Below are 26,103 nucleotides of genomic sequence, written 5' to 3' on the forward strand. Positions count from 1 at the left end.
GGCAACGAAATTATGAAAATTTATACACGGGTCGGCGATCAAGGCATGACCAAGCAAGTCAGCGGCAAGATGGTCTCCAAGACCGATGCTCAGATCGTGACCTTGGGCGATATTGACGAGTTCCAATCCTACCTGGGCGTCGTGGTCGCTAGCCTGAGTGCCCATCCGGACCTGGTCGACGAACTGAGCGAGGTTCAGCGCAAGCTCTACATGCTGGAGGCCGACATCAGCGTGAAGCGCCATCAAGAGATCACATTGGCCGACACCACCCACTTAGAGGAACGGGTGGACTATTTCATGGCCAATACGCCAGAGCTGACTGAATTCATCTTGCCCGGCGGCTCCACGGCGGGCGCCCAGCTCCAATACGCGCGAACGGTGGCCCGGCGTGCGGAACGTTCGGCGGTGGCGTTGAACTTGGAACAACCGCTGGAACCGGCCATCCTGAAGTACCTGAACCGCTTATCAGATTATTTATTTGCGATGGCCCGCTACGTCAACCATTTGGACGGCTATCAAGAGGTGCCTAGCAACAAGGCCAAGGCCGAACAGAAGGCGGCCTTGGCTGCCCGACGCGCGGCGAGAGCGGAGAAGCAAGCGAAGGATTAAGCAGGACCGGGCGCGGCTCTTTTTGGCGCACGTCTCAGCTATGTAACTGAAGGTTGCAAGTAAAATTAACGCGCTGATTGCTGTAACGACGGTGTTCCGATATCTAAAATTGGCGAAAGCAGGCGCCTGCGTCAGTCAGGGTTCCGCCTGCTCTGGGGAACACCTCCAGCCTGAGAAGCGGTCTTCCGGTTCGCTTGAAAGCCTGGCAAAACCGGCCAGTCTCTCAAGTCGTCCCGCGCTGTAGGCTGAGAAAAAACCTCAGCCAACACCGCCGACACAGCTGGCTCCACCCTGACTGCCTCCGGCAAGGTTGACGGCTATCAGTAACACTGTGTTCATTAAAAACTAGTTGTCAATACGGCTACTATCTAGGGTTAAGACGACCGTTACTGGTAAGCACTACCGTAGCCGAGAGTTCGCCAAATATGGGTTCAGCCGTGGGAGTTGCCTTAGCGGCGCGGTTCATGGCGCTTAGACAACTGGCGTCTTTGAGACGTGAACTTCGGCTCAAAGCGAGGCGTCGAGACCGTCCTTTGGCTCGACCCGTCCGCCCCAGCGTTCCAACCCATATTTGGCGAACGGTAGGCGACCAGTTCGCATCATGTAGCTGTAAACGACTATTTTTAACGCCATGAATCGCATGCTAACAGTAGTTTCAGCTGATTTTCGTCTTTCACCTTTAGATATGTGAAGGTAAAGCGAAAGGAGCCTGGGAGGTTTTATCCCAGGCTCCTTATTTTTTAGCAATCGCAGTGGATTACCAGATCTTGACCCGTTTGTCAGGCGCCAGGTACATCTTGTCCGTTGGCTTGACGTCAAAGGTCGTGTAGAAGTCGTCGAGGTTCTTGACTTGCACGTTGGCCCGCAGTTTGGCCGGTGCGTGAACGTCGATCGACAGTAACAGTTGCATGTATTCCGTGGTGGCCTTCATCCGCCAAACGTTGGCCCAGTTGATGAAGAAGGCTTTCAGGTCGATTTCACTAGCGGACTTAGCGGCCTCTAAGGCGCAGCTCAATCCACCGGCATCGGCGATATTTTCGGAAACGGTCAGCTTCCCATTGACCTTTTGGCCGGCAAAGTCGATGCCATCAAACTCGTCGATCATGGCCTGAGCCAGATCCTTGAAGTGGGCCAGATCGGTGTCGGTCCACCAGTTGTTGATGTTCCCGAACTCATCGAATTGCGACCCGTTGTTGTCAAAGGCGTGAGAGATTTCGTGGGCAATAACGGCTCCGATTCCCCCGTAGTTGGCACTGCTGGACTGGTCCAAACTGTAAAATGGCTTTTGCAGGATGGCCGCCGGGAAGACGATTTCGTTGTTGTCAGGGGAGTAGTAGGCGTTGACCGTGTTGGCGCTCATGTCCCAACGCTTGCGGTCGACGGGTTGGCCCCAACGACTGAAGTGGTGCTTGATGGCAATTTCAGAAATGTGTTGCAGGTTTTCAAATAATGAGGCGTGGTCATCGATCTTGAATTGCTGGTAGAGTGGGTCGATTTCGTCGGGGTAGCCCACCTTGATGGTCAGTTTTTGCAGCTTGACGATGGCCTTTTCCCGTGTAGCGGCGCTCAACCAGGTGTTGGTCTTCAAGCGGCGTTGGTAAACGGCCGTCATCTTCAGGACCATGTCGCGCACGTCAGCCTTGGCCTTTTCACCAAAGTACTTGCGGCCGTAGTAGTCACCGACCACTTGCCCAAAGGTGCCGGTTGCCAGGTAGTAGGCCGCCTTCTTTTGGGAACGGGCTTCCTTTTGGCCGGACAGGGCACGACGATAGGTGCCACCGACTTGACGGAATTCTTCGGTCAATGCGCCGGTGCCATCGAAGACGGTGTTGACCAGCATCCAACTCTTGAGATTTTCAAAGTTGTCTGGAGTCAACAGGCTGTCTAAGGCGTCAAAGTAGGTTGGCTGTGGCAGGATGACTTGCGCAGGGGCGTCGTGGATCAGGCCCTTGATGGCACCAGTCAGATCTAGTTGCGTCGTCTTGGCATCGACGTCGGCCAGTGGGAATGGGTTGTACATCTTAACGTAGTCGGCGGATTCTTCAGCGGACTTGACGTGAGGCGCAATTTGGGCATCGAAGGCCTTGGCTTGGGCCACGATGGTCTGGGCACGGTCGGCACTGTAGCCACAGAGTTGTAAGAGCTTTTCGGCAGTCGTGGTGAAGATCGGCAGGAGTTGCTTAGCCGCCGGATTATCCTTGGCGTAGTAGGTCTTGTCAGGCAAGATCAGGCTAGGCGCGTCCAGGTACAGGGCGTAGTGGTCGGTGTCCTTCATGTCCGGGTCCACACTGATGGTGACCGGCGTGGATAAGCCCGTCAGGAACCATTCCGTCAGGTGGGCGTTCAGGTCAGCAAAGTCACGGAGGCCTTCAATCTTCTCCAGGTAAGGCTTCAGTGGAGCCACGCCGTTTTCTTCGCGTTGGTCAAAGTTCAAGGCCAACGTGTAGAGCTTTTTGAACTCGCCCATTTCGGCGTTACCCGGGGTGGGTTTGCCCGCCAACAGGTCGTCAAAGTCGGCCATCAAGGTGTGTTCGATGTTGTCAACCAGGTCCATGAAGCCCCCAGTCGAGGAGTGATCACCTGGAATGGTGGCTTGCTCGGCCCACTTGCCGTTGACGGCTTCGTAGAGGTCATCGGTCAGTCGGTCGGTGTCCACCGGAAAGCCGCTCGCCATGGTTGGGAGTGTTTGGTTAGACGAATAATTATCAAGTCGCATACAAGAATCCTCCTTAAAAACTATTTGTTATCAACAGGTTAACCCTTTCAACGCGAAAAGAAAACTGTTTTATCACGAAATTCTCATAAAGTGGTCAATTGGGCGGTAAATCACGGGTTGAAGGGGAGTAACCTTGAGCCGTCCTGCCCCAGCGTGCCAACCTGAATGTCGCGTAACGGCAAGGCGGCCAGTTCACCCCACGTCGCGGACAAGTCACCACAGGTCACCCGGGGTAAAACAAACGAGCCTGGACAAAACCTCCCAGACTCGTTCGTGTCACCCTTTACATAGCTGAAACGTGCGCCAAAAGGCAGCCGGTTCCGCTTAAAACTGCTAACCAAACAATCCAACACCGGGATTAGTCGGTTAGCAGCCTTAATGCTCGCCGACTAATCGCCTTTTGGCGCACGCTCTTGGGTATTCGTGTGCGGCCACTGAATCTTCAATGGTTGCCAGCAGTCTTTTTCTTGGCCCGGAGTACTGGCCGACGGAACTTCGGCCGTGTCCGGTCCCAAATCGCAATATTTTGTTGATATTGCGTGAAGAATTCATTGATGTCCTTGCCACTCAAGTTGGACGGAATTTCCTCCCAGGTAGTGGCGCTTTGCAGAAAGGCTTGCCGGATATCGTGTTCCACGTTGGCCCCCTTGGTGGTCAGCCGCAGGTACTTGACCCGCCGGTCGTCCATCTTTGCCTCTTGTTCCACGAATCCGTCCAGTAACAGTGCCCGCAACTTACGAGCCGCAGCGGAACGGGTCGTCCGGGTTGAATCAGCCAGTTCACTTAACGTAATATTACGTTGTTCATGAATTTGTTTTAACAACAAATATTGTTCGAAGCTCACCGAATACTGACTGGTAATTTGTTCAGCCGCGTTGATCAGCACCCGAAAAATTTCGCGATACTGCCGAAGAAACGTCTCAAATACTCTTTCTTCGTTTTGCATAAAAAACTCCCCCTAGAAAAACGAATGTTGCCGCCTTAGCAAAGTTGGCTTGGGAAATCACGGCTCATCTTCACTAACTCAGCATACCGTTATTATGCGGCCTGACGAGTGGGGATGAAAATAATTGCGCTTGAAGACAGTGGATAAGATAAGTCAGCTTGTATTCAGACGCAAAAAAGTAAGTGAATTTACGACAACTAAAGGTGTTAGTTGGGCATCTGAATCGTCAAAAAAACGAGACCGGCGAAATGCCGTGTCTCGTTTGGATTAGTGAATAGTGATTTGATTTACAAGTTGTCAATAGAGTTGGCGTCTTTGAGACGTGAACTTCGGCTCAAAGCGAGGTGCCGAGACCGTCTTGCAGGCTCGGCCCGTCCCACCGCGTTCCAACCCATATTTGGCGAGCTGTAGGCGGCCAGTTCCTACTACTTCGCAGCAACAAGGGTTACTTAGTCATGTAGATGTACAAATGGTCCGTGGAGAAGCCCGTGTTGAAGCGAATCCCGTTAGACCGAATTGTCTTGGTATTGGTAGAGGTGCTGTTCTTCTTGGCGTCCTTCAAGACCTTTTCAAACTTGTTGATGACGACTTTCGGCTTGGCCTTTAACGTGGTGCCCAGCAAGGCGAAGGTGGTCCCAAAGGCCTTTTGACCGGCCTTGGTCTTCATTTGCTTGGTGGGAACGATGAGGGACAAGCCCATCAGCTTGCCGTCCTGAACGTTGCCACGAACGGTCACGTCCTGGGTGTCGACCAGGTTCTTCAAACCGTCTTTTGTCGTAGTGGGGAAGAGGTCGTCTTTGGCCTGCTTTTTAGCTGTGGCCATTTGCGCTTGCAGTTTTTTAGCAGCCGCCTGTTGTTGCTGCGCCGCCGCTGCGGCAGCCGTCGGGTCCGTCTTGGCCAGTGCGGCTAGCTTCTTTTTCGTAGCCGCTTGGGTCTTTTGGGCCTGTTGCAGTTGTTTTTGGACCTTGGTTGGCAAATGACTAGCAATCACCATCTGGTTGTATTTGGCCGCAAAGGTCTTATAAGTCGCCAAGGCCGTGACTGGTTTGACCGTGACCGTCTTGGTGGCCTTGCCGGCGGTTAATTTGACCGTCTGAGTTTTCGTTGCGGCCGGGACCTGGAAGAAGTAGGTTCCGCCATCGGTCTTGACGTGGTGGGTGGTGCCACCGTTGATGCGGTAGGCCACCGTCTTCGTTTTGGCACTGCCTTTAATCACCGCGGTCATAGCCGTTGGGTGGTAGCTGGTCTTGTTCGTCGTGAGTGCGTTGTTCGAGCAGCCGGCAAGGGTCAAGGCAAGCAGACCCAGGGCGCCCAACAGAATTTTCTTCATATTGATATCCATCCCTCAGTGATTAATTTTACTTGACCCATCTTACCACAATCTGGGGTATTTTGTAGGAACAAAATCTGAGTCCCCAATTCGTTGAGGGGGACTATGAGAATTGGCTAACATTTCGCCAGGAAGCCTAAAAATCTCGTGATAAATCAAGCAAAAGACTTCCCGGGACTGGCCAGAATTGTTATGATGAAGTTGTGGAAAACGATACCACATGGATGGTTTACTATAGGAAGGACGGGATATTATGTATGAACGGATCTTAGTACCAATGGATGGTAGTAAAAACGCGCACGCAGCACTGCTTGAGGCCACTAAGTTAGCCAAGGAGCTGGGGTCTAAATTGTTCATCGTTTCCGTCGCCAGTGATCAGACCTATGCCCACTACGGCGCGGAATTCGGTAGCGAAATCGTGACGCATTTCAAGGATGCCGCTAGCAAATTCTTGGATAGTGCGGTCAAAGAGGTTGAGGCGCAAGGCGTTCCCGTGGAAACCAGATTCCAAGTGGGGTTACCTAAGCCGACGATTGCCAAGACGTTGCCAGCTGACTTGCACACGTCGCTGACGGTGATTGGCCGCTCCGGGGTACACGGACTCGGCCGCGCCATCATGGGCTCTACCACCAGTTACGTCGTCCACAACTCCGAAACCAGCGTCTTGGTCGTGGATTAAGCATCTGCCTGACCGTTCGTTAACGACCCATCCGTTAGTTCGGGTGGTGCTGAGCGACCCATCGACTACCGGCGCTACATTGCAGGTACATCAGCAGTTAACAGCTGGGCCTAAATTAAATAGCTATTATCCGGGACTGCAGGAACTCAAGGCAGTCCTTTTTTGATACACTGATTTTAAGGCAAAACAAAACGCACCGACAAGTGTCAGTGCGTTTCATGGTATTGGCGTTTCAGCTTACTTCTTGTTCTTTAACCAACGTTGTAAGTCTGAAATTTCGTCGCGGCGCTTCCGGTCCTTTTTACGGTTAACCTTCCGGCGGCCTTGTACGCCATTTGGATGTGCTTTTCTCATTGTAAAAACCCTCGCTTAATTAAAATAACAATCGACTGTAAGTGTACTGGTTTTTAGGCCAAAATGCAAGGCTTTCCCGGGACTTTCACAATTATTTAGGGTCAGAAGGGTTGACAGTCCGCGGGTTCCTGTGATTTTGTTAAAATTTTTGGTGATAGGGAATCGACCTGTCAGAAAGTGGTATATTGGATGCGTGTTTGCAAAATGGGAAGAAAGGGACGGGGACATGCAATTTTTAAAGACAAACCGGGGTCGGGTGCTCGCCTGGTTGGTGACACTGTTGATTGGGGGCCTGCTGGTCTGGGGGACCCAACATGACGCGGCGTTGTACCGTGACCCCATCATGCGCGTAACCCAAGTCACCACGGGGACCAGCAGCAAGGAGACCGATGATTTTCACAACACCGATGTCCAGACCAAGCAGACGCTGCACGGGCAGATTTTAAACGGCCAATATCGCGGCCGCCATTTGACAATCACCAACACGTATTCGCGGTCGGGCGCCATGGATCAGCGCTACCGGGTGGGCAGCCAACTCTTCGTGGTGGTCCATGATCATCAGGACGATCACCTGACGGCTTCGGCCAAGGATTTGAAACGCGACACGCCGCTGGTCTTCATGATCTGGCTGGTCGTGGGGTTGCTCTTATTGATCATGCAATTCAGCGGCTTCATGGCCTTTTTGAGCGTGGCGGCCAACGGCGTCCTCTTCTTAATAGCCATCCTGCTCAACGGTTCCACGCAAGGCGCCCAGGTCTTGTGGATCTTCGGGAGCCTGGCCGTGGTCTTTGCGGCGCTGACACTGTGGTTAGTGTTGGGCGCCAATCGGCAAATGCTGATCACCTTGGCCACGACGCTGGGTGGCACGGCCGTCGCAATCGTCGTGGGGCTCATCGTCTTTCATTTCACCCATGAACGGGGGATGTACTACGAATCCATGCAGTACGTCACCCAATTGCCGCGGCCGTTGTTCTTGGCGGAGACCTTGTTGGGGTCGCTGGGGGCGGTCATGGACGAGTCGACCGACATCATCTCGTCGCTGTTTGCGTTGAAACGTGAGCGGCCCGAACTCTCAGCCGCGCAGGTGTTCAAGTCCGGCCGCCAAATCGGCAGTACGATCATGGGCCCGCTGATCAACGTGCTGTTCTTCATCTTCGTGGCGGACACCTTTCCCATGGCAATGCTGTATCTGAAAAACGGCAATAGTTGGGGCTACACCTTCTCGATGAACATGTCGATGGGGGTCGTCCAAAGTCTCATCAGTGGCATTGGCATCGTGCTGGCGGTCCCATTGGCCAGTTTCTTGGCCAGTCGCTTTATGGAAAAGAAGGTGCGCGCATGAGTACGATTACTGTGTTAGGACTCGTCTTATTGGTCTTGATGGTGCTGGTGGGGGGCAAAGCCGGGGCCCAGTCGTTTCTGGCATTGCTGCTCAACTTTGGGCTCTTGTTCTTAGCCATCGTCTTGGTGGCCTTTCAATTTCCACCGCTGATCGTGACGTTAGTGGTCGGGCTGCTAGTCTTGGCGTTGACCATCTTCATGAGCAGTGGCGACGACCTCTCCAGTACGGTGGCCTTCATCGCCTCGGCGGTAGTGTTGGTGGTCTTGGTCCTGTTGATCGTCCCGGTCGAGCACTGGGCGCTGGTTCAGGGCTTCGGTCCCGAGGACAGCGAGGACCTGGAGGGCTTGTCGGTGCTAGTCGGTGTCAAGTTCGTTCAGGTGACCACCGCTACGGCCATTTTAAGCACGCTGGGGGCGATTGCTGAGGCCGCCATGGCGATTGCCGCGGGTCTCAGTGAAATCCTTGAGCAGCACCCGCAGGTCCCGTTAAGGAGCTTGTTGGGGGATGGTATCACCGTGGGCAAGCAAATCATCGGGACGACCTTTAATACCTTGTTCTTTGGTTTCTTCGGGGGCTTCCTGGCGCTGTTCATTTGGTTTACCGGTGTGCATTACTCAGTGGGTGAAATCTTAAACGATAAAATATTTGTATCGGAGATTCTCATGATTCTCTTCGCCATGGTCAGCGTGATTCTGACCGTGCCCATCACGACCTGGGTCATGACGCGGGCCGTCGCCGGCCAACGCAAGCGCGCGGCTAAGCGGATCTCTGCGGACAAATAGCGGTGCTTATCTGCCAGTCGTTCGTTAGAACGGAGTTTGTGCTGGCCGCCTACCGTCCGCCAAATATGGGTTGGAACGCGGTGGACTCTCGGTTACTGGAGTGCTTGCCAACCACAATTGGTTTAGCCCTTTGTCACATTTGACTTGTTAACTGATTCCCCGATTAGCAGGGTGTCGCTGATAAGCGTTAACTTGTGGGAATCCTGACTGACGTAGATGCCTAGTTTCACCAATTTAAAAGATTCAGGCGTAGACCAAGTTTGTTCGTAGGTCTACGCCTTTTTATCTGTAAAGTTGTACGAAATTTTTAGGCTACGGTAGGGTGCTCGGCGAGAGGCACTGGCATGACGACCGTCTGTCCCAGCGTTCTCTCAGATTTGGCGGCCATCTGCACGCTGTCACTGAGTAGCAGGCAAAAAAACGACCACCCCGGGGGAACCGGAATGGTCGTTTCACATAGTTATAAGTTAGTTACTGCTAGCACTGCTGGTTTCAGTGGTGCTGCCGCTGGCACTGGATGCCGCTGCGGTGGCGACGCTGCTAGAACTGGCAGAACTAGAACTGGCGCTAGTCGTTGGCACGTTCTTCACGCCAGACAGGTTCTTGGAGTAGACCCAGTAACGCGTCTTGCTCTTGGTGTTCTTAGAAGGCTTGATACGGTACCAAGTCTGGCCCGTGCTCTTCTTACCAACCATGTCGATGTAGTAAGTCTTGCCAACCTTAGGCGAAATCTTGGACCAACTTTGCCGCTTGGCGTTCTTGTTGGCACCCTTCAGGTGGTTGTACAGGTAGTACTTCTTGTAATTTTTGCTCAACGTTGCTTGTTTGTTCACGGACGTGTACTTAGCTGAGACCAGCTTGGTGTGCTTGACGTTCATGGCCTTGTAGTACTTCTTGACCATCGTGTAGAACATGGACATCGTGTACTTTTGACCAAAGTACTTGCTCCCAGCACTGGCGTAGTAACCAACAGGGTCGGTATGCGTGGAGCCACCTAAATGTTTGGAGACTGAACCATGAGACCAAACCGTCCCCTTACCGTCGTAAGCGGCGTCGTTAGGCTTCAAGTTGTATTCGTTTAACAGGTAAGCCGTGTACCAGGCAGCGTTAGCGATTTCGTGGGCAAATGCGGACTTACTGTGGACTTCGACTTGTTCGAATTGAACGAAGCGCGCGTTGCCGGGGAAACCAACGCCCCAAGCCAGGTAATCGGTGTTGGCAATGTTGATGATCCGGGAACCATCGACGAAGCTGTGCACGAAGGCGTTGTTGTAGTTGCGCTTCATGTAAGCAATTTCGTTATAAATAGTCGAGGAGGGGTTGGCCGTTTCGTGAACGACGACACCTTCAGGCTTGCCTTTGCCGTGCCGGTACTTGTTCTTTGGAAAACCACTCCAAATGGACTTGGTTATCTTAGCTGGTTTGATGTTTTGACTGTCAATGTAACTGTTGACCTTGGACGCGGCCGAAGCGTTAGTCGTGGTCAGTCCTAAGATTCCAGCAGCGCTCAACGTCGCCAATGCCGTTAATAATACTTTGTGCAATTTCACCCTGATCATCCCTCATATCTTTCTAGTCATTTTTACGACAACCGGGAAAACCCGATTGCTCAGTCGTCTTCGATTAATATCCGTTATCAACTATATACATTATCAGTGGCCACGACAAGCGCCAGACGGGGCTTCATGGCCAATATTACGATGCTAATAACGATAGCCGCGGCCTTTGTTCGGTGTGTTTGCAAATAGATTAAAAGTTAGCGACACCTGTAATGTGGCTGTAACATTGCCATGGCGGGGCTGAGCGGCTTTTTTATGAAAACAATTGTGAAAGGAACCAGCCGCTGGTTTGGTAACGGTTCAGTAAAATTTCTCCAACCACGGCCGCACGAAAAAAGGGGTCAAGACCACGGCCCTGACCACCCGGTTGGCACTTATTTAGAATAGCTGGCTGAAAAAAGAGTGTGACGACAGGCAGTTAACTGCCTAGCAGTGTTAAGCAGAACCAGTTGCCTGTTGGCGCACGTTTCGGCCATGAGGCCATTTGAGACGCGAACTTCGGCTCAAAGCGAGGTGCCGAGACCGTCCTTTGGCTCGGCCCGTCCGCCCCAGCGTTCCAACCCATATTGGGCGAACGGTAGGCGGAAGGTTATAGACGGTCGTTGGCTTCTTGCGCCCATTTTTGCCGGTCTGGGTCGATGTGGAGCTTTTGTTGGCACTCCGGACACAGGCCGTAGACCTCAACGTGATTGCTGGTGACCAGGTAGCCGGTCTGTGCACTGGCCTGTTCATTCAGTTCATTTTCAATCTTAGAAAATTCCGGCGTAAAGACGTCCGTGATTTTACCGCAATTTTCACAGATAACGTGATAGTGCGGTCGTCCGTAGAAGTCGTAGCGAATCCCGCCGTTGTCGTTGGGCAGTTCAATCACGATGCCCAGGTCGACGAAGAGATTCAAGGTGTTGTAAATCGTGGCCATGCTGAGGTTGGGCGCCTCAACGGCGAGCGCGTTAAAAATCGTATCGACCGAAGGGTGGTTGTGGTGCGTCACCAAATAGGTCAGAATCGTCTGCCGTTGGGGTGTCACCCGGACGTGGTGGTCTTTTAACGTTTGTAAGGCGTGAGTAAGAAGTTGCTGCTGACCAGCCAAGATAAATCCCTCCTCTAATTAAAGGTGTTATTGTCAATAAGAATAGTGAAGCAAAATTTTGGTTTAGGTGGTAATGGAGTCGCTGGTATCACTTATCGAATAGAAGCGACTTGACCATTATACGCATATTCTAGTGGTTAGGGAAAATGTTTTTTAAGAATGACTCTAGTCTGACTCTATTAAACCACATCTAGCCAAGAGTTCCAGTAAAACGACTTATTTAGAATCAATCGCAATTAATTGCCAAAAAGTCGAAATAAGAGTTTACTTTTCAAGGCAAGATGCTTACAATGGGTCTAGTGACAGATAAGAATGATTCTAAATTAGCTAAAATTATTAGTTAACCCAAACTTTTATTTCGAACAGTGTTAGAATAAAAAAGGATGTCACAAAACTTATCTGGGGGCGGATATTGATGAAGAGAATTAAGAAGCCAGCAACCTTGGCGCAACGGATCAACGTATTACGGGCGAGTGTCATGGGCGCCAACGACGGTATCTTGTCGGTGGCCGGCATCGTTGTTGGGGTGGCAGGGGCCGCGACCAGCAGCTATGCCATCTTTATTTCCGGGATCGCCGGCATGATTGCCGGGACGGTCTCGATGGCCATGGGGGAATACGTGTCGGTCAATACGCAAAAGGACGCCCAACGCAAGGCGATTCAGACACAGACCAATGCGTTGGATAGCGACTACGAAACGGAATACGGATTTGTGCGCGACAAGTACGTAGCCAGTGGCATCAAGCCAGAATTGGCGGAACAAGCCACCCATGAAATGATGACCAAAGATCCGCTGAAGACCACGGTGCGTGAGCGCTTCGGCTTCAACGTGGGGGAGTATACCAATCCATTTTCAGCGGCGATTGCGTCGATGATCTCGTTTCCAACTGGGTCCATCTTACCGCTGGTTTCCATCAGTCTGATGCCGAAGAACTGGCGGATTGCCGGGACGTTCGTCGCTGTGGTGATTGCCTTATCGATCACCGGTTACGTGGCGGCCATCTTGGGCAATGCCAATCGGCGGAACGGCACGGTTCGCAATGTGATTGCGGGAATTTTAACGATGCTAGTCACTTACGGCATCGGGCGGTTATTCGCCTAGGGGAGGCAGTATAAATGGTAGCAAATCAAGAATTACGTACGCATAAAAAAACTAAGCAACACCAAACAATGGATGAGAAGCTCAATACGTTGCGAGCCGGCGTGCTCGGGTCCAACGATGGGATTTTGACCGTTGTTGGGGTGCTGTTCAGTGTCGCCGCGGCGACGACCAATCAATTTACGATCTTCATCGCCGGCTTGTCCGACCTGTTGGCCTGCGCGTTTTCCATGGCGTCCGGTGAATACGCCTCCGTCAGCACGCAAAAGGATACCGAAAGAGCTGCTGTCGAAAAAGAAGCGCGGCTGTTGAAGAGCAACTACGCCGACCAGCAGGCGGCCGTCCAACGATTCTACGAGGACCGCGGGGTGTCCGCCGAAACGTCTCTGGCTATCGCCAAGGATTTGATGGCCAAGGATGCCTTGGGCACGGTCGTTAACGTCAAGGAAGATATTCAACTCGGCCACTACATGAATCCCTGGGACGCCGCCTTTTCTTCACTGTTCGCGGCTTCTTTAGGGGGCATCTTCCCGCTGGCAGCCATGACGCTGTTTCCAGCCGCGACGCAGTGGCCCGCAACCATCGTGGCGGTCCTGTTGTCCGTGACCTTGACCGGGTTTCTGAGTGCAAAATTAGGCCACGGCCTGGTCAAGACGGCCATTGTCCGCAACCTGATTGTCGGCATTATTACCATGTTTATTCACTATTACGTTGGGCAATTCTTCTAAGCAGATTATTTCCACTTTCTTATGCCATTGCCAGATAGCAAGTGTACAATGTATCGAACACGTTGACTAAGAGTGGACTCAGGTAGCCGGCGAGTATTAAGGATGATGACCGAATGATCCTGGTGAGGATGGTTGGGCTGTCAGCTTTAAGCACAGCCGGCTGCCTTTTTGGTCCCCGTTTCGGCCTAAGGTTGAGGCGTAGATGTTGGAAAGGATTTTCCAAGTGTCTGAGTTGACGGACTATTTTTTGAAAGTGAGGAATTTGGCTTGAAGCGCAAGATGAGTTTATTCTCTCTGGTCATGCTAACGCTGAGTGCCATCATTGGCTCGGGGTGGTTATTTGGGGCCGGAATGGCAGCCCAAATCGCTGGTCCAGCCGCAGTTTTATCATGGATTTTAGGGGCCGTCGTCATTGGCCTGATTGCTTTGAATTATATCGAGTTGGGGACGATGTTTCCCACGAGCGGCGGGATGAGTCAGTACGCCGCCTTCTCCCATGGCCCGCTACTGGGATTCGTGGCGGGATGGTCCAATTGGTTGTCACTCTTAACCATTATCCCCATTGAAGCCGTGGCCGCCGTGCAGTACATGGCGTCGTGGCCCTGGGCCTGGGCAAACTGGACACGCGGATTTATCAGTCATGGCAACATTACCAATCAGGGGTTGCTCGTGGTGTTCCTGTTCATTCTCGCCTTTACTTTATTGAACTTTTGGTCGGTTAAATTGCTGACGCGGTTTACCAGTTTTATTTCGATTTTTAAATTGTTGATTCCAACGTTGACCATCATCGTGTTGATCTGGACCGGCTTTGATGTTCACAACTTTAGCCAAACGGCCGGCTTCATGCCCGGTGGTAGCGCGTCAATCTTTTCGGCAACGACCGCGGCGGGAATTATCTTCTCGTACAACGCCTTTCAGACGACCATCAACATGGGCAACGAAATCGACCACCCGGAGCGCAACATTCTCTGGGGCATTGTGATTGCCTTTGGCATTAGCACGGTCATCTACACGCTCTTGCAGGTGGCCTTCATTGGCGCGGTGCCGGCATCGCAGCTGGTTCACGGCTGGCAAGGCATCAACTTCCAGTCACCGTTCGCCGATCTAGCCATCCTGTTGAATCTGGGCTGGCTGTCGACGCTGCTGTACTTGGACGCCTTCGTGTCGCCGTTTGGGACTGGAGTCTCCTTTGTCGCCACGACCAGTCGGGCCTTAGCTGCCATGACCGGGACCAAGCACATGCCGACGCGGTTAGGTGAGGTCAACCGCAAGTACCAAACGCCGCGGCGGGCCATGGTCGTCAACATGTTGTTGGGCGTGGTCTTAGTGGCGGGCTTTCGGAATTGGAGTGCCTTGTCCAACGTGATCTCAACGTCGACGCTGATTGCGTACTTGACGGGACCGGTCACCGTGGCCGCCTTGCGCCACCAAGCCCCTCAGTTTGCGCGGCCGTTTCGGTTACACGGCCTGCGTGGCTGGGCGCCGTTGGCCTACGTCTTGGCCAGCCTGGCGATCTATTGGGCAAAATGGCCCACGACCATTGAAGTCTTTGGCGTGATTGCCCTGGGTCTGGTGTTTTACGTGTACTACGAAGTCCGTCGACCCGCGGGCTGGCGTGCCTTACGTGCCAGTTTGCGCGGCAGTCGGTGGTTGTTGTTAGAAATGGTCTGGCTCACGCTGATGTCTTTGGCGGGTAGCCACGATTTCGGCGGGGCCGGCTGGGTGGCTTATCCCCTAGACTTTGTCTTGGTAGCGGCCGGTAGCCTGGCTTGTTACTACCTGGGCGTGCGCGATGCCTACTACAGCGAGTCTTTCGGGATTGCAGAAGAATTAAATCAACGGGTGAGCGAGGACTAGCGCCGTCGCTCACCGAGGGTCGTCCAGATGGGCGGCCCTTTTTTGTTGAGAGTGGGGCAGAAGGCGGTTAGCTGGCGAGCATTAAGGCGGTAACTGAATAATCCCGATCCTGGATTGTTTGGTTACCAGTTTTAAGCGGAACCGGCTGCCTGCTGGCGCACGTTTCGGCCATTTGAGGTTGGGGCACACGGAATCCAGTGCCGCTGACGTCTGCGAAAGTTGGTCATTCAGGCTAAGGAGAATTGACCTGCCATCTGAAAATAAGGTGTTGTTTTATGAGGATAGATTAGTTTGGGTGCCGAACAGTTAGGTAGACGAAAAAGGATGCTCGCGATTGGACGGGCATCCTGAGGTAGGTATTAATTAAAGGAAAACGTCGATAATAGCGGTATCGTTTTGACCACTAACCACCAGTCTAAGCGCGCCACCGCCAAGTGTCGGCGTGTGGCTGGAAACCGGCTGCGGCCAAGACGGCGGGGTCCAATTTACCCGCGTCGGTGAGCGTCAGTTCCGTGAGCTGAAGTTCCTCGTGGCCGAAGTGTACCAGGCGGTCGACGATTTCTTGTTGCTCGCTGGCAGGAAGGCGTTTGCCTGCAAAGCCGATCTGGCCGGTGTGTTTGGTCAGGTTCAGTTCGGAAAAACCGCCCCAGGCGACCAGCTTGTGGACGCGGCGGCGTTCGATGCCCCAGGTCAGCGCAGTCCGGTTCATGGTATCGTGCATGGTGGTGTTGACCCAATCGGCGGTGACACCGAGGTCGTTGCCAGTCAGGTCGGCGACATTTTTCAGGTTGAATTGCGTCAACCAATCGAAGCGAAAGAGGGGGGTCAGTAGGGGATGATACCCTTCAAAACTAGACATGGGTAGTGGGTCCTTTCAAAAGTGATTTTACTCCATTGTACCGGTCTTTACGGATTTCTACCAGTGACTTCCTCGGTGTTTGCCCACGAGCTGTGCTATACTTAGAAGTGATAGTAACTAGTTGAAAGGGGCAGCACACATGACGGAAGATTTTTACATTGGAACTTATACCAAGCGCATTAGTCGCGGGATCTACCGGATCAGCGTGGACACCGCAGCACCTAAGCTCATGGATTGTGAATGGTTAGCTTCAGCTGGAAGCCCAACCTACATTGCCAAGGCCGCAGCCAAACGCTTATACGTCATCAACAAGAAGGAAACGGATGGCGAGACCCACGGCGGGTTGATCATCTATGACGTTTCTGAAGACAAGCCACGGGCCATCCAACAGGTCTTGGATCCCGGTTCGTCACCAGCCTACGTTTCAGTTGATGAGGCTCGGCAACTGGTCTACACGGCCAATTACCACACGGCCGCAGTCACGGTTTACGCAATCGCTGAAGATGGGACGTTGACGGAAACGGACAAGGTCGTGGATTCAGATCCAGTCGGGCCCGCACCCGAACAAGCAGATGGTCCGCATCCTCACTTTGCTGACCTGACACCGGACAACCGGTTAGTCGTCTGCGACTTGGGCTCCGACAGAGTGTATGTCTACGACGTGTCCGCTGCAGGCAAGCTGTCCCCAGTTAGTCAATTAGAAATGCCCGCCGGTTACGGCCCGCGGCACATTGTCTTTGATGATCAGAAGGGCGTTGCCTACCTGGTTGGCGAACTGAGCAGTAACGTGGCCACCTTGAGTTACGACCCAGCCACCGGTCAATTTGCTGTGAAGGAAATCACATCGACGATTCCCGCCGACTGGACGACCCACAACGGTGCCGCAGCCATTCGGTTGAGTAGCGACGGTCGGTTCGTGTACGTTTCCAACCGGGGCAATAACTCCCTGGCCGTCTTTGCCAGTGACGACGCTGGCAAATTGACGCTGGTACAACGAATCTCCACGGAAGGTGACTTCCCACGGGACTTCAATTGGACCGCTGATCAAAGCCTGGTCGTCGTGGTCAACCAAAACTCGGATAACGCCACGCTGTACAAGCGCGACGCAGACAGTGGTAAGTTGACGATGGTTCAAAAGGACTTCATGGTCCCAGAAGGCGTCAGCGTCTTACCCGCTTAATTTGTATGAGATTAAAATACCGCAGTCAGTAAACTTGCTGACTGCGGTATTTTTCTGTACGGGTCGGTAAAAGTTTAAAAATAGCAGTGATGTGTCTAATTCCTGGAACAACAGTGGGGTGTCTACTAAAATTAGTGAATTCAGAAGCTGGCGTCCGTCTGGAGTAGGCCGGTTATGGGTGAACACCCTTAGCCTGAGGTAGAACCTCCGCCGAATCCAAAGGGACTATCCCTGGCTGCTCCTACCAAGTTAGTGTTTATTAGTGATACTGTACTGGCTAAAAATTAGTTGATGAGTCAATTGCTACCAAGGGTTAAGCCGTTAATATTGATTGGCGCTTTTGTAGCCGAGAGTCCGCCAAATATGGGTTCAGCCGTGGGAGTTGCCTTAGCGGCGCGGTTTATGCCGCTTAGACAACTGGCGTCTTTGAGACGTGGGCTTCGGCTCAAAGCGAGGCGCCGAGACCGTACTTTGGCTCGGCCCGTCCGCCCCAGCGTTCCAACCCATATTTGGCGGACGGTAGGCGGCCAGCCCCGACTACGAAGCGTCCAACAGCTAATCCTAATGCCAGAAATTCCAGCAGATTAAACCGGGTAATGCGCCTTAAAATAAGCGGCCATGATCTGCAAATGGTGTTCCAGGCTCAGCCGTTTGACTACGCCCAGACCGGGAAAATGGTGTTGCTCATGATAGGCGGCTAACGTTTGCGCGGCGGGGGTTTGGACGGCGACTGTTTGTTTGGGCAACCACTGCGCCAATTTGGCCACGGCCTGGAAGAACTTTTCCTTGGGGTGGCGAAAGTCGGTGCGGTCGTCGGATACGAAGCGGTGAATCCGTAGCTGGTCACCGGCAAAGTAGGTCAAGTGCAGCGTGACGGCGCGGGCGGGGTAGCCGTGCTCGCTGTAATGCGCGCCGCCAATGGTGTAGTCACTGATGCCTTGATAGCCGTCGAGAGCCGCCATCGCCCAGTCGTCGCTGAAGAAACCGTCGACGATATCGGCGTAGCTGCGGTCGTGTTCGGGAACCCAGGCATGATCAAAGAGACTCACGCTGGGGCGGTCGAGCAGCTGGCGAATCCGGGCCTCGGGCGGTACCAGCAGGTAGGTCGGCGCCGTCAGCCAGCCGGCCTGATCAGCGGCGACCAGTTCGTCGTATTGACGGGCTACCAGTAGGGTGCGGTGGTTCGGTGCGGCCGTTAAGTGCTCCGGAATCGTGGTGGGTGTCAAAACGTGGCCCACGATGAGGTGCGGGTTAGTCGCGTAGGGCCGCCAATCATAAAGCTTTTGTTGGGTCAGAGCGTAATCGCTGACAGTCGGATTGGCGATGACCACGAGGGGTTGGTCGTGCTCAACAAAGGCCGCCACGGTTTGCGGCAGGGCCCGAATGTCGCGGACGGGTTCGATGATGGGGATGATATTGGGTGGGAGCACGTGTTGTTGCGCAATATTTTTCAGCGCCAACAAATCGTACTGGCGTCCCCGAAAATAGGGGAAATAAATCATGAGCGCAACTCCTTTACCTGTTGCTGAAGCTGATGGCGTTCGAGGTTCAGCGCGTCGACTTCACTTTGGAGAGCCGTAACCGCCGTCGAATGGGTGTCTTCGATGAACTGGTCGTAGAAGTTGGCGTCCGGATCATAAATATCATAATGTTGATGGCGCTTCTTCAATTCTTGGTACAACCGTTCAGTGCTGTACTGTTTTAACCCGGTGGCCATCTGCTTGGCCTTGCCGACTTCGCAGGCCTGCGAGGCGATGAAGCGGGTGGTCAATTCGGATGCGGGGACCTGTAAGTCTTGGCGACGCGGCGGCCGGGCCACGGTCAAATACCCCGGTGTGTTGGGGGCTTCTGTGGCGGTGGCTAACAGGGCGGGGTCAAACGGCCGGTAGATCAGCACGCCGATCTTCGCCGGGATTTCGTCCGCGACTTCTTGATAGAGCTTGAGCGGCAAGACGAAGTAGTTGTAGTGGCCGATGAAGGACAGCTTGGCCTTGGAGTGAAAGTCACTCTTGGTGACCTTCAGCTCGTAGCAGCGCCATTCGATGGATTTGTCCGGCAATTCTTGGTAGCTGAGCGTGTCGACGATGCCCTGGTCATCGGGCATGGTGACCTCCTCGACGGCAAAGGCCCCGGCCTCGCGGCAATAAGCGTAGAGCGTGGCCTCCAGGGCCAAGGTTAATTTGGTTTTCATGGTTGCGAAACCTCCTGATGCCAAAAGTTGTGCACGGCTTGCGACAATTGTTCGGGGCGGTAGAGTCGGCGGAAATGTTGCCAGTGCCGCGGATACAGGTCGGTGTAGCGAGGACTGGCGAAACGCTGGTCCATCAGTAAAATGATGCCGACATCCTGGGATCCGCGAATCAGCCGGCCGGCAGCCTGAAAGACGTTGTTTAACCCGGGAATCTGGTAGGCGAAGGCAAAGCCGCGATGGGACTGCTCGTCGAAGTAGTCGCGCAACAGGTCCGTTTCCGGATTGATGCCGGGCAGGCCGACGCTCACGATACCCACGCCAATCAGCCGGTCCGCCTTGAGGTCGATGCCTTCGGAGAAGATGCCACCGAGAATGGCAAAGCCCACCAGTGTTTCACTGGGATCGGCGGTAAAGTTGGCGAGAAACGCCGACCGGTCGGCCTCGGTCATTTTGGCTTCCTGACTGACGGTCTTGATGTGTGGATAGGCCAGGTGAAAGGCTTGACTGACGTTGAGCAGGTAGCTGTAGGACGGCAAGAAGATCAGGTAATTGCCGGTCTTGCCATCGACCAACGTCTTGATGGCAAGTAAGATCTTGGCCAGGTTGGCGTCCCGCTGCTTGTAGGTGGTTTGAATGTAGGTCGTTACCAGGATGGCTTGGTGCTCGGGTTCAAACGGCGAGTCCAGTTGATAGGCCAGGCTGTCCTGGTCACCGCCCAACACCGTTTGGTAGTAAGCCATGGGTGACAGGGTCGCGGAAAAAAGCACGGCGCCGTGGCCCAACGCCAGGCTGTCGGCCAAAAACGCGCTGGGGTCTAAGCACAGCTCCTTGAGCGTGATGTCGCCGTCCGCGACCTCCAGGCGCATGCGGTAGGTGTCGTCGAAGTACTCGCCGATGCGCTGGTAGCTGATGGCCGTGAAGTAGTAGTCCAAAACGGCCTGGGTAAAGGGCGTCTGCGGCTGGTCGACTAACCAGTCGTGAATGGCTTCGACCAAGCGGCCGAGGTCGTGGTCGAAATTTTCTGGCGGCAACAAGAAGGTCTTGTCGGTGGCCCCGTCCGCCAGCATGGGCTGGGCCACGTCGCTGAAGGTAGCCCGCAGATCTTGCAGGCGCCGACGCAACTTGGGCGTGGCCTGAGGGGCGTCGCGGCTGGTGTCGATCAGGTGGTCCAGCGGCCGACTGGTGATGGCGGCCGAATACATATCGCGCGAGCGGCTGACCAGGTTGTGGGCCTCGTCGATCAAGAAGAAATTATCGGGGTCCTCGGTTGCAAAGAATCGTTGCAGGTGGACTTGCGGGTCGAACAGGTAGTTGTAGTCGCCAATAATGACGTCACAAAAAAGGCTGGCATCCAGTTGAAATTCAAACGGGTCCAGGGTGTGTTTGCGCGCATAGTCTTCGATGACTGGGCGGGTGAGTTGGTCGTTATGTTGAATTAAGTCCAGCAACGCCGGCTTCAAGCGGTCGTAGTATCCCAACATGTAGGGGTTCTCCTCGGGTGTCAGGTCGGCTTCTTCGGGAAACATGATCTTGTCCTTGGCTGTCAAGGTGATGCTTTTGAGCCGCAACCCCTGGCTAGCCATCAGACTGACGGCTTCTTCGGCGACCCGCCGTGTGCTTTGCTTGGCCGTTAAATAAAAAATGCGTTGAATCACGCCTTCGCCAATCGCCTTGATGCTGGGAAACAGGGTGGAGATGGTCTTCCCGGTACCGGTGGGGGCCTCGGCGAAGAGCCGTTTGCTGGTTAAAATCGTCTTGTACACGGCGACGGCCAGCTCGCGTTGCCCCGGACGATAGGCGCCGAAGGGAAAGCTAAGCGCTTGAATAGTGGGGTCACGCCGAGCGCGCAGGTCCGCCCGAAATTTCAGCCAAGTCACATATTCCGTGATGACTTGCTCAAAGAAGTCCTGGGCTTCTGCACGGGTGATGACTTGGTCGGTCTGCGTTGTGGTCTCCGTGTTGGTCTGGAAGTAGGTCAACGTCAACGTGACCTGGTCCAAGTCGGTTTCTTTGTTCATTAATAGGTAAGCATAGATCTTAACCTGGGCCCAATACAGCGTCAGTGTGTTGTCACTGAGCTGGTCAAATACCGTTTCCGACGTCTTGATTTCCTCAATGCTGGCAGCCTGTTCGGTCAGGGTCACGCCATCGGCTCGGCCGTGAAGCAGGTAGTCGTCGCCGTTTAAGTTCAGTTCCTTATCTAAGTAGTATTCCTTTTGGTAATTTTCACCGCGCTGTTTTTGCAGGCGACGGTGGATCTGAGCGCCGAGAAGCGCCGTGTTCTGGCTGCCTGAGGTGGCACTAAGGTCACCGGTACGCAGGGTGAACTCCACCAGCTCACGCACCCCTAATTTGATTGGCATCCGGCCATCGCCTCCATTTCTGGCAATATCATACCACACTTTCCGCCGAGTTTGAACGCGTGTTCGCGAAAGATATTTTTCTTGTGAAAAAGTTCTAAAAGGATTGGCAATTGTTGTGTAATCGCTTACAATAGGATGCAGAGGTGATTAAGATGAAGACAATCGGATTTCCATTATACCAAGAAACACCCACGCTCCAAGATGACGGGGCGGCCCTGCAACGGATTTGCCAGCGCTATTCTGGGACGGCCACGATTCGGGTCAACGCAAACGTTGAGCTGAATCCGCGGTTAGCCCAGGAAGTGGCGCAGCTTTCCCAGTATGGTGGCGATTTTGTTCAGGTCGTTGCGGACGGCCCGGACGAGGCTCAGTTGGCGGCCGCCATTCATCAGCAGCTGGCCAAAGATAAGTATTGTTATTAACAAGCAAAAAAGTTACGCCACAGGACCTGGACTGGTCGCCTGACCGTTCGCTAGTGCCTGGATTAGGCGGTTCTTAAAATAACTGAATGTCGATTCCGCCCTTAAGTGGTGAATCGCTAATCTCAACGCGCCTGGGGGCAACCCCCCAGGCTTTTTGGCGTCCCCTGACATAGCTGAAACGTGCGCCAACGGGCAGCTGGTCAATTTTCATTGGCAATCGTGCCACAGCTGACCGCCACTTGACGACCGGCAGCCGATTCGCTAAGCTCAAAGCAGACGAGGGAGGAATCGGTATGGACGAAGCACAAGTGGCGCGGCTCTGTGAGATTGCGCCCAAGTATGGCCTGCACCTGGAACATCAGGGTTTGATAATTACCAAAATAAACGATCAAGCCACGACGTTCGATACCGCAAGCTATATGCCTGATCAATTTATTGACCTCTTATCTAAAATCATTGCGACGAATATGAAGGCAGATCTGTGGCAATGGCAATAAAAAATTAGCGCCGTCCCCCGGGGGTCACGACGCTAATTTTATAGACATTTTTATTCCTCTTCCCAACGGTCGAATTCGTTGGGGTGGCTACTGAGGTAGCTCATGGCTTCTTGCGCCAAGGCCTTGCTAGCAGCGGTAAAGTCGTGGGGCGCATTGGCTTCATCGGCGTCGGCTTCATCGTGTAAGAACCCTTCCGCCAGGTCCAAATACTTGGTCCGGCGGCCGGCACCGTCGTCCTTGAACAAGTCATCTAATCCGTTGAGATCGGTCTTGGCCGCAGCCGCGACCTTTTCAGCTAAATTGGGTTGTTTCCCTAATTTGTTAGCGGCGTAATCCATCAAAAAGTCATTCATATCAACGATGATGGCGTGCCGTGCGACTCTTTCTTTTTTGTTTGCCACTTCTGGTCACCTCTCACCCTTAATTCTAGCCATTATCGGAATATTACGCAATTAATCGCACGTTATTAATAAATTAATCGTGTTTGACCCTTAACTATCGGCATAATTTCATTAATTTTAGGATTTTGGCAAAATTTACCGAAAATTTACACGAATGCGACGGAAAATATATATTCACCACGTAGAATCAGGGTTGTAAGTTAAGGGGAGCACCACGGAAGGTTTTTAAATCTTAGCTTACGTTGTGGTGGTTCTACTATCTTAAAAAGACATGGAGTGACAGAGATGAATAAGGGATCAAAGTTAGCAATGGGGATTGCGGCAATTAGTTTATTATTAGTTGGTTGTGGCAAGGCAACGAGTTCAACGAGCAGCAAGAGCAGTAGTAGCGAAGCCTTATCTGGTAAGGTAACGGCAGTGGGTTCCACGGCCTTACAACCTTTAGCAGCTAAGGCGGGCGCAAACTTCCAAGCCAAGAACAGCAAGGTTAACCTGACCGTTCAAGGTGGGGGTTCCGGGACTGGGTTGAGCCAAGTTCAAGCCGGCGCCGTTTCCATCGGGAACTCGGATATCTTCGCTGAAGAAAAGGCGGGGATCAAGGCTGACAAATTAACTGACCACAAGGTTGCTGTTGTCGGGATGGCACCTGTTGTGAACAAGGATGCCGGGATCAAGAACCTGAAGATGGCCCAAGTTAAGCAAATCTTTACCGGGAAGATCACCAACTGGAAAGAAGTCGGTGGGAAAGACCAAAAGATCGTGATCATCAACCGGGCACAAGGAAGTGGGACGCGAGCAACATTTGAAAATGCTGTCTTGAAGGGTGCCACTGCTGTGAAGTCGCAAGAACAAGATTCTAACGGTGCGGTTCAAAAAATCGTTGCGACGACTCCAGGTGCCATCAGCTACTTGGCCTTCTCTTACTTCACGAACAAGTTACAAGCCGTGTCCATCGACAACGTGACGCCAACGGACAACAACGTTGAAAACAACAAGTGGAAGATCTGGTCTTACGAACACATGTACACTAAGGGGACGCCTGACAAAGCAACTGCGGCCTTCTTGAAGTACATGGATTCCAAGGCGGTTCAAAACAGTTTGGTTAAAGACATGGGTTACATCAGTATCCATGATATGAAAGTTACCAAGGACGCTAAAGGGACAGTTACCCAAAACTAAGCGTCAGCAGCGATAGTCGTCGTCACAGGGGTGGAGGTGCGAACACAGCACCTTCACTTTTTTTAAAGGGGGAGTCAATTCATGGAGCAAACAAATTTCCAACTAAAACAAAAAAAGACCCAGTCCAATGACTGGTCTGCCCGGTTGCATCACGCGACTCGGGCCACGCGGGAAGACTGGCTGGGTAAAAGTATCAGCTACCTGTGCATTGGGGTCATCATCTTGGTGGTGGCGTCCATGCTGTGGTTCATCACGTCTAAAGGCATCGCCACCTTCACGCAAAACCACGTGAGCCTGGGTAAGTTTTTGACCGGGACCAACTGGGCGCCGGATCAAGGCAAGATTGGCGCGTTACCCATGATCGTCGGGTCGTTTGCGGTGACCTTTGCCGCCGCCATCGTCGCCACGCCATTTGCCGTGGGGACCGCCATCTTTATGACCGAAATCTCACCTAACAAGGGCCGGAAACTCCTACAACCCGTGATTGAATTACTGGTGGGGATTCCATCCGTCGTTTACGGGTTCATTGGGTTAGCCGTAGTCGTGCCCTTCATGCGTAGCATCGTGGGCGGCTCCGGTTTCGGGATTATTTCCGCAACGTTTGTGCTGTTCGTCATGGTCTTACCCACGATTACGTCCATGACCGTGGATAGTCTGCGGGCCGTACCGCGTCACTTCAAGGAAGCCTCATTAGCCTTAGGGGCAACGCGGTGGCAAACGGTCTCTCGGGTCATCTTACGGTCCGCTACACCCGGTATTCTGACCGCCGTCATCTTCGGAATGGCGCGGGCCTTCGGGGAAGCGTTGGCCGTTCAAATGGTCATTGGGAACGCGGCCATCATGCCCAAGAACCTGATCTCACCAGCTTCAACGCTGACGAGTCAACTAACCACGGGGATTGGGGACACCATTGATGGCACGTTACCGAACAACGCGCTGTGGTCATTGGCGTTGATTTTATTACTGATGTCATTATTCTTTAACGCACTGGTGCGGGTGATTGCAAAGAGGGGGCAACTCAAACATGAACGCTAAACGTACGGATTTTTTAGCGACGGTCATCATTGACTTAATCGTCGCTGCCGTGGTAGGAATCTTGATCTTCCTGCTGGCTTACATTCTGATCTCTGGGTTGCCTCACGTCACCTGGAACTTCTTGACCGGGACTACGGATGCCTTCAGTGGCGCCGGCGGGATCGGCGTCCAGTTGTTTAACTCGTTTTATCTGTTGGTCTTGACCATGTTGATCTCCATTCCCATTTCCTTGGGGGCCGGTATCTATTTGGCCGAATACGCCAAGGACAACTGGCGGACCAGCCTGATTCGTTCCGCCATTGAAGTCTTGAGCTCACTGCCTTCCGTGGTCGTTGGGTTGTTTGGCTTCCTGCTGTTTGTCGTGAAGTTCAAGATTGGCTTTTCCGTTATTTCCGGGGCCATTGCGCTGACGTTCTTCAACCTGCCGCTGTTAACGCGGAACATTGAAGAGTCCCTGAGCGCCGTGTCCCGGAACCAACGGGAAGCTGGCCTGTCGTTAGGGCTATCCAAATGGAAGACGGAAATCGGCATCATTTTGCCCGTGGCATTGCCAGGAATCGTGACCGGGATCGTCTTGAGTGCCGGTCGGGTCTTCGGGGAAGCGGCCGCTTTGATCTACACGGCGGGGCAAAGTGCGCCCGTCACCAACTTTGCGGATTGGAACCCGATGGATGCGGCGAGTCCGCTCAATCCATTCCGGCCCGCAGAAACGTTGGCGGTGCACATTTGGAAAGTGAACACGGAAGGGCTGGCCACCAACGCCGCCCAACTGTCCGCGGCAGCCTCAGCGGTGTTGATCATTGCCGTATTGTTATTCAACCTGGGCGCCCGGTTACTGGGGAACTTCCTCTACCGGCGTGTTACGGCCAGCAAGTAAGGGGGAAC

The 26,103-nt window shown here is 53.3% G+C and carries 23 protein-coding genes; 13 read left to right on the forward strand and 10 right to left on the reverse strand.

What is annotated here, in order from left to right; translation table 11 throughout:
- The first annotated feature begins 12 nt into the window (after positions 1 to 12).
- Positions 13 to 609 (forward strand): cob(I)yrinic acid a,c-diamide adenosyltransferase, encoded by a 597-nt coding sequence (locus LKH74_RS07120; protein ID WP_287708087.1) that lies wholly within the window; start codon positions 13 to 15, stop codon positions 607 to 609.
- 757 nt (positions 610 to 1,366) lie between these two features.
- Here the strand turns inward: LKH74_RS07120 and LKH74_RS07125 are convergent.
- From LKH74_RS07125 to LKH74_RS07135, 3 genes are all read right to left on the reverse strand, one after another.
- Positions 1,367 to 3,283 (reverse strand): M13 family metallopeptidase, encoded by a 1,917-nt coding sequence (locus LKH74_RS07125; protein WP_287708289.1) that lies wholly within the window; start codon positions 3,281 to 3,283, stop codon positions 1,367 to 1,369.
- Between the two features lie 484 nt (positions 3,284 to 3,767).
- On the reverse strand, positions 3,768 to 4,271 hold the full coding sequence (locus LKH74_RS07130; RefSeq protein ID WP_135366848.1) for a MarR family transcriptional regulator: 504 nt from the start codon (positions 4,269 to 4,271) through the stop codon (positions 3,768 to 3,770).
- A gap of 445 nt (positions 4,272 to 4,716) precedes the next feature.
- Positions 4,717 to 5,601, reverse strand: a complete 885-nt coding sequence (locus tag LKH74_RS07135; protein WP_287708088.1) for a hypothetical protein — start codon at positions 5,599 to 5,601, stop codon at positions 4,717 to 4,719.
- A gap of 253 nt (positions 5,602 to 5,854) precedes the next feature.
- On the opposite strand from LKH74_RS07135, the gene LKH74_RS07140 reads away from it, so the two are divergent.
- The 3 genes from LKH74_RS07140 (at position 5,855) to LKH74_RS07150 (ending at position 8,758) form a co-directional block, all read left to right on the forward strand.
- Positions 5,855 to 6,280 (forward strand): universal stress protein, encoded by a 426-nt coding sequence (locus LKH74_RS07140; RefSeq protein ID WP_135366846.1) that lies wholly within the window; start codon positions 5,855 to 5,857, stop codon positions 6,278 to 6,280.
- 580 nt (positions 6,281 to 6,860) lie between these two features.
- On the forward strand, positions 6,861 to 7,976 hold the full coding sequence (locus LKH74_RS07145) for a YibE/F family protein (protein ID WP_287708089.1): 1,116 nt from the start codon (positions 6,861 to 6,863) through the stop codon (positions 7,974 to 7,976).
- A complete protein-coding gene (locus LKH74_RS07150) occupies positions 7,973 to 8,758 on the forward strand; it encodes a YibE/F family protein (protein WP_287708090.1) in 786 nt (261 codons plus the stop codon). Before LKH74_RS07145 ends, LKH74_RS07150 begins: the two co-directional genes overlap by 4 nt.
- A 467-nt stretch (positions 8,759 to 9,225) precedes the next feature.
- Here LKH74_RS07150 and LKH74_RS07155 read toward each other — a convergent pair whose 3' ends face one another.
- Positions 9,226 to 10,308 carry a peptidoglycan recognition protein family protein gene (locus LKH74_RS07155; protein WP_287708091.1) on the reverse strand — a complete coding sequence of 361 codons (1,083 nt, stop codon included), beginning with the start codon at positions 10,306 to 10,308 and terminating at the stop codon, positions 9,226 to 9,228.
- A 598-nt stretch (positions 10,309 to 10,906) separates the two neighbouring features.
- The gene (locus tag LKH74_RS07160; RefSeq protein WP_135366842.1) at positions 10,907 to 11,407 is read right to left on the reverse strand and encodes a Fur family transcriptional regulator; all 501 of its coding nucleotides are present in this window, start codon (positions 11,405 to 11,407) and stop codon (positions 10,907 to 10,909) included.
- Positions 11,408 to 11,822: 415 nt separating this feature from the next.
- Between LKH74_RS07160 and LKH74_RS07165 the strand changes: the two genes are divergently transcribed.
- The 3 genes from LKH74_RS07165 to LKH74_RS07175 all read left to right on the forward strand — a co-directional run bounded on the left by LKH74_RS07165 (position 11,823) and on the right by LKH74_RS07175 (position 15,091).
- Positions 11,823 to 12,509, forward strand: coding sequence for a VIT1/CCC1 transporter family protein (locus tag LKH74_RS07165; RefSeq protein WP_434737632.1), 687 nt, complete (start codon positions 11,823 to 11,825; stop codon positions 12,507 to 12,509).
- A gap of 14 nt (positions 12,510 to 12,523) precedes the next feature.
- A complete protein-coding gene (locus tag LKH74_RS07170) occupies positions 12,524 to 13,234 on the forward strand; it encodes a VIT1/CCC1 transporter family protein (protein WP_135366840.1) in 711 nt (236 codons plus the stop codon).
- Positions 13,235 to 13,501: 267 nt separating this feature from the next.
- Complete coding sequence (locus tag LKH74_RS07175; RefSeq protein WP_135366839.1) at positions 13,502 to 15,091, forward strand: APC family permease; 1,590 nt, start codon at positions 13,502 to 13,504, stop codon at positions 15,089 to 15,091.
- A gap of 415 nt (positions 15,092 to 15,506) precedes the next feature.
- Here LKH74_RS07175 and LKH74_RS07180 read toward each other — a convergent pair whose 3' ends face one another.
- Positions 15,507 to 15,950, reverse strand: coding sequence for an N-acetyltransferase (locus LKH74_RS07180; protein ID WP_287708093.1), 444 nt, complete (start codon positions 15,948 to 15,950; stop codon positions 15,507 to 15,509).
- Positions 15,951 to 16,089: 139 nt separating this feature from the next.
- Here LKH74_RS07180 and LKH74_RS07185 point away from each other — a divergent pair, with 139 nt between their 5' ends.
- A complete protein-coding gene (locus LKH74_RS07185; protein WP_287708094.1) occupies positions 16,090 to 17,130 on the forward strand; it encodes a lactonase family protein in 1,041 nt (346 codons plus the stop codon).
- Between the two features lie 584 nt (positions 17,131 to 17,714).
- Here the strand turns inward: LKH74_RS07185 and LKH74_RS07190 are convergent.
- The 3 genes from LKH74_RS07190 to LKH74_RS07200 are packed head-to-tail and all read right to left on the reverse strand — an operon-like array spanning position 17,715 to position 21,684.
- A complete protein-coding gene (locus LKH74_RS07190) occupies positions 17,715 to 18,632 on the reverse strand; it encodes a sce7725 family protein (RefSeq protein ID WP_287708095.1) in 918 nt (305 codons plus the stop codon).
- Positions 18,629 to 19,321 carry a hypothetical protein gene (locus tag LKH74_RS07195; RefSeq protein ID WP_287708096.1) on the reverse strand — a complete coding sequence of 231 codons (693 nt, stop codon included), beginning with the start codon at positions 19,319 to 19,321 and terminating at the stop codon, positions 18,629 to 18,631. Before LKH74_RS07195 ends, LKH74_RS07190 begins: the two co-directional genes overlap by 4 nt.
- The gene (locus tag LKH74_RS07200) at positions 19,318 to 21,684 is read right to left on the reverse strand and encodes an ATP-dependent DNA helicase (RefSeq protein ID WP_287708097.1); all 2,367 of its coding nucleotides are present in this window, start codon (positions 21,682 to 21,684) and stop codon (positions 19,318 to 19,320) included. Before LKH74_RS07200 ends, LKH74_RS07195 begins: the two co-directional genes overlap by 4 nt.
- 152 nt (positions 21,685 to 21,836) lie before the next feature.
- On the opposite strand from LKH74_RS07200, the gene LKH74_RS07205 reads away from it, so the two are divergent.
- Both LKH74_RS07205 and LKH74_RS07210 read left to right on the forward strand, forming a co-directional pair.
- Entirely contained in the window at positions 21,837 to 22,106 is a 270-nt protein-coding gene (locus LKH74_RS07205) for a PTS sugar transporter (RefSeq protein ID WP_135366833.1), read from the forward strand.
- A 293-nt stretch (positions 22,107 to 22,399) separates the two neighbouring features.
- Positions 22,400 to 22,603 (forward strand): hypothetical protein, encoded by a 204-nt coding sequence (locus LKH74_RS07210; protein WP_135366832.1) that lies wholly within the window; start codon positions 22,400 to 22,402, stop codon positions 22,601 to 22,603.
- A 50-nt stretch (positions 22,604 to 22,653) separates the two neighbouring features.
- On the opposite strand, the gene LKH74_RS07215 is transcribed toward LKH74_RS07210, so the two are convergent.
- Positions 22,654 to 23,004 carry a hypothetical protein gene (locus LKH74_RS07215; RefSeq protein WP_135366831.1) on the reverse strand — a complete coding sequence of 117 codons (351 nt, stop codon included), beginning with the start codon at positions 23,002 to 23,004 and terminating at the stop codon, positions 22,654 to 22,656.
- Between the two features lie 285 nt (positions 23,005 to 23,289).
- Here LKH74_RS07215 and LKH74_RS07220 point away from each other — a divergent pair, with 285 nt between their 5' ends.
- From LKH74_RS07220 to pstA, 3 genes are all read left to right on the forward strand, one after another.
- Positions 23,290 to 24,183 (forward strand): phosphate ABC transporter substrate-binding protein PstS family protein, encoded by an 894-nt coding sequence (locus tag LKH74_RS07220; protein ID WP_135366830.1) that lies wholly within the window; start codon positions 23,290 to 23,292, stop codon positions 24,181 to 24,183.
- Between the two features lie 81 nt (positions 24,184 to 24,264).
- Positions 24,265 to 25,218 carry a phosphate ABC transporter permease subunit PstC gene (gene pstC, locus LKH74_RS07225; RefSeq protein WP_287708098.1) on the forward strand — a complete coding sequence of 318 codons (954 nt, stop codon included), beginning with the start codon at positions 24,265 to 24,267 and terminating at the stop codon, positions 25,216 to 25,218.
- Positions 25,208 to 26,095: a phosphate ABC transporter permease PstA gene (pstA, locus tag LKH74_RS07230; protein WP_135366828.1), complete on the forward strand. Its 888-nt coding sequence runs from the start codon at positions 25,208 to 25,210 to the stop codon at positions 26,093 to 26,095. Before pstC ends, pstA begins: the two co-directional genes overlap by 11 nt.
- Positions 26,096 to 26,103: the final 8 nt, after the last annotated feature.

Origin of the sequence: Levilactobacillus sp., from assembly GCF_022646225.1 — a bacterium.
Classification (GTDB): domain Bacteria; phylum Bacillota; class Bacilli; order Lactobacillales; family Lactobacillaceae; genus Levilactobacillus; species Levilactobacillus suantsaiihabitans.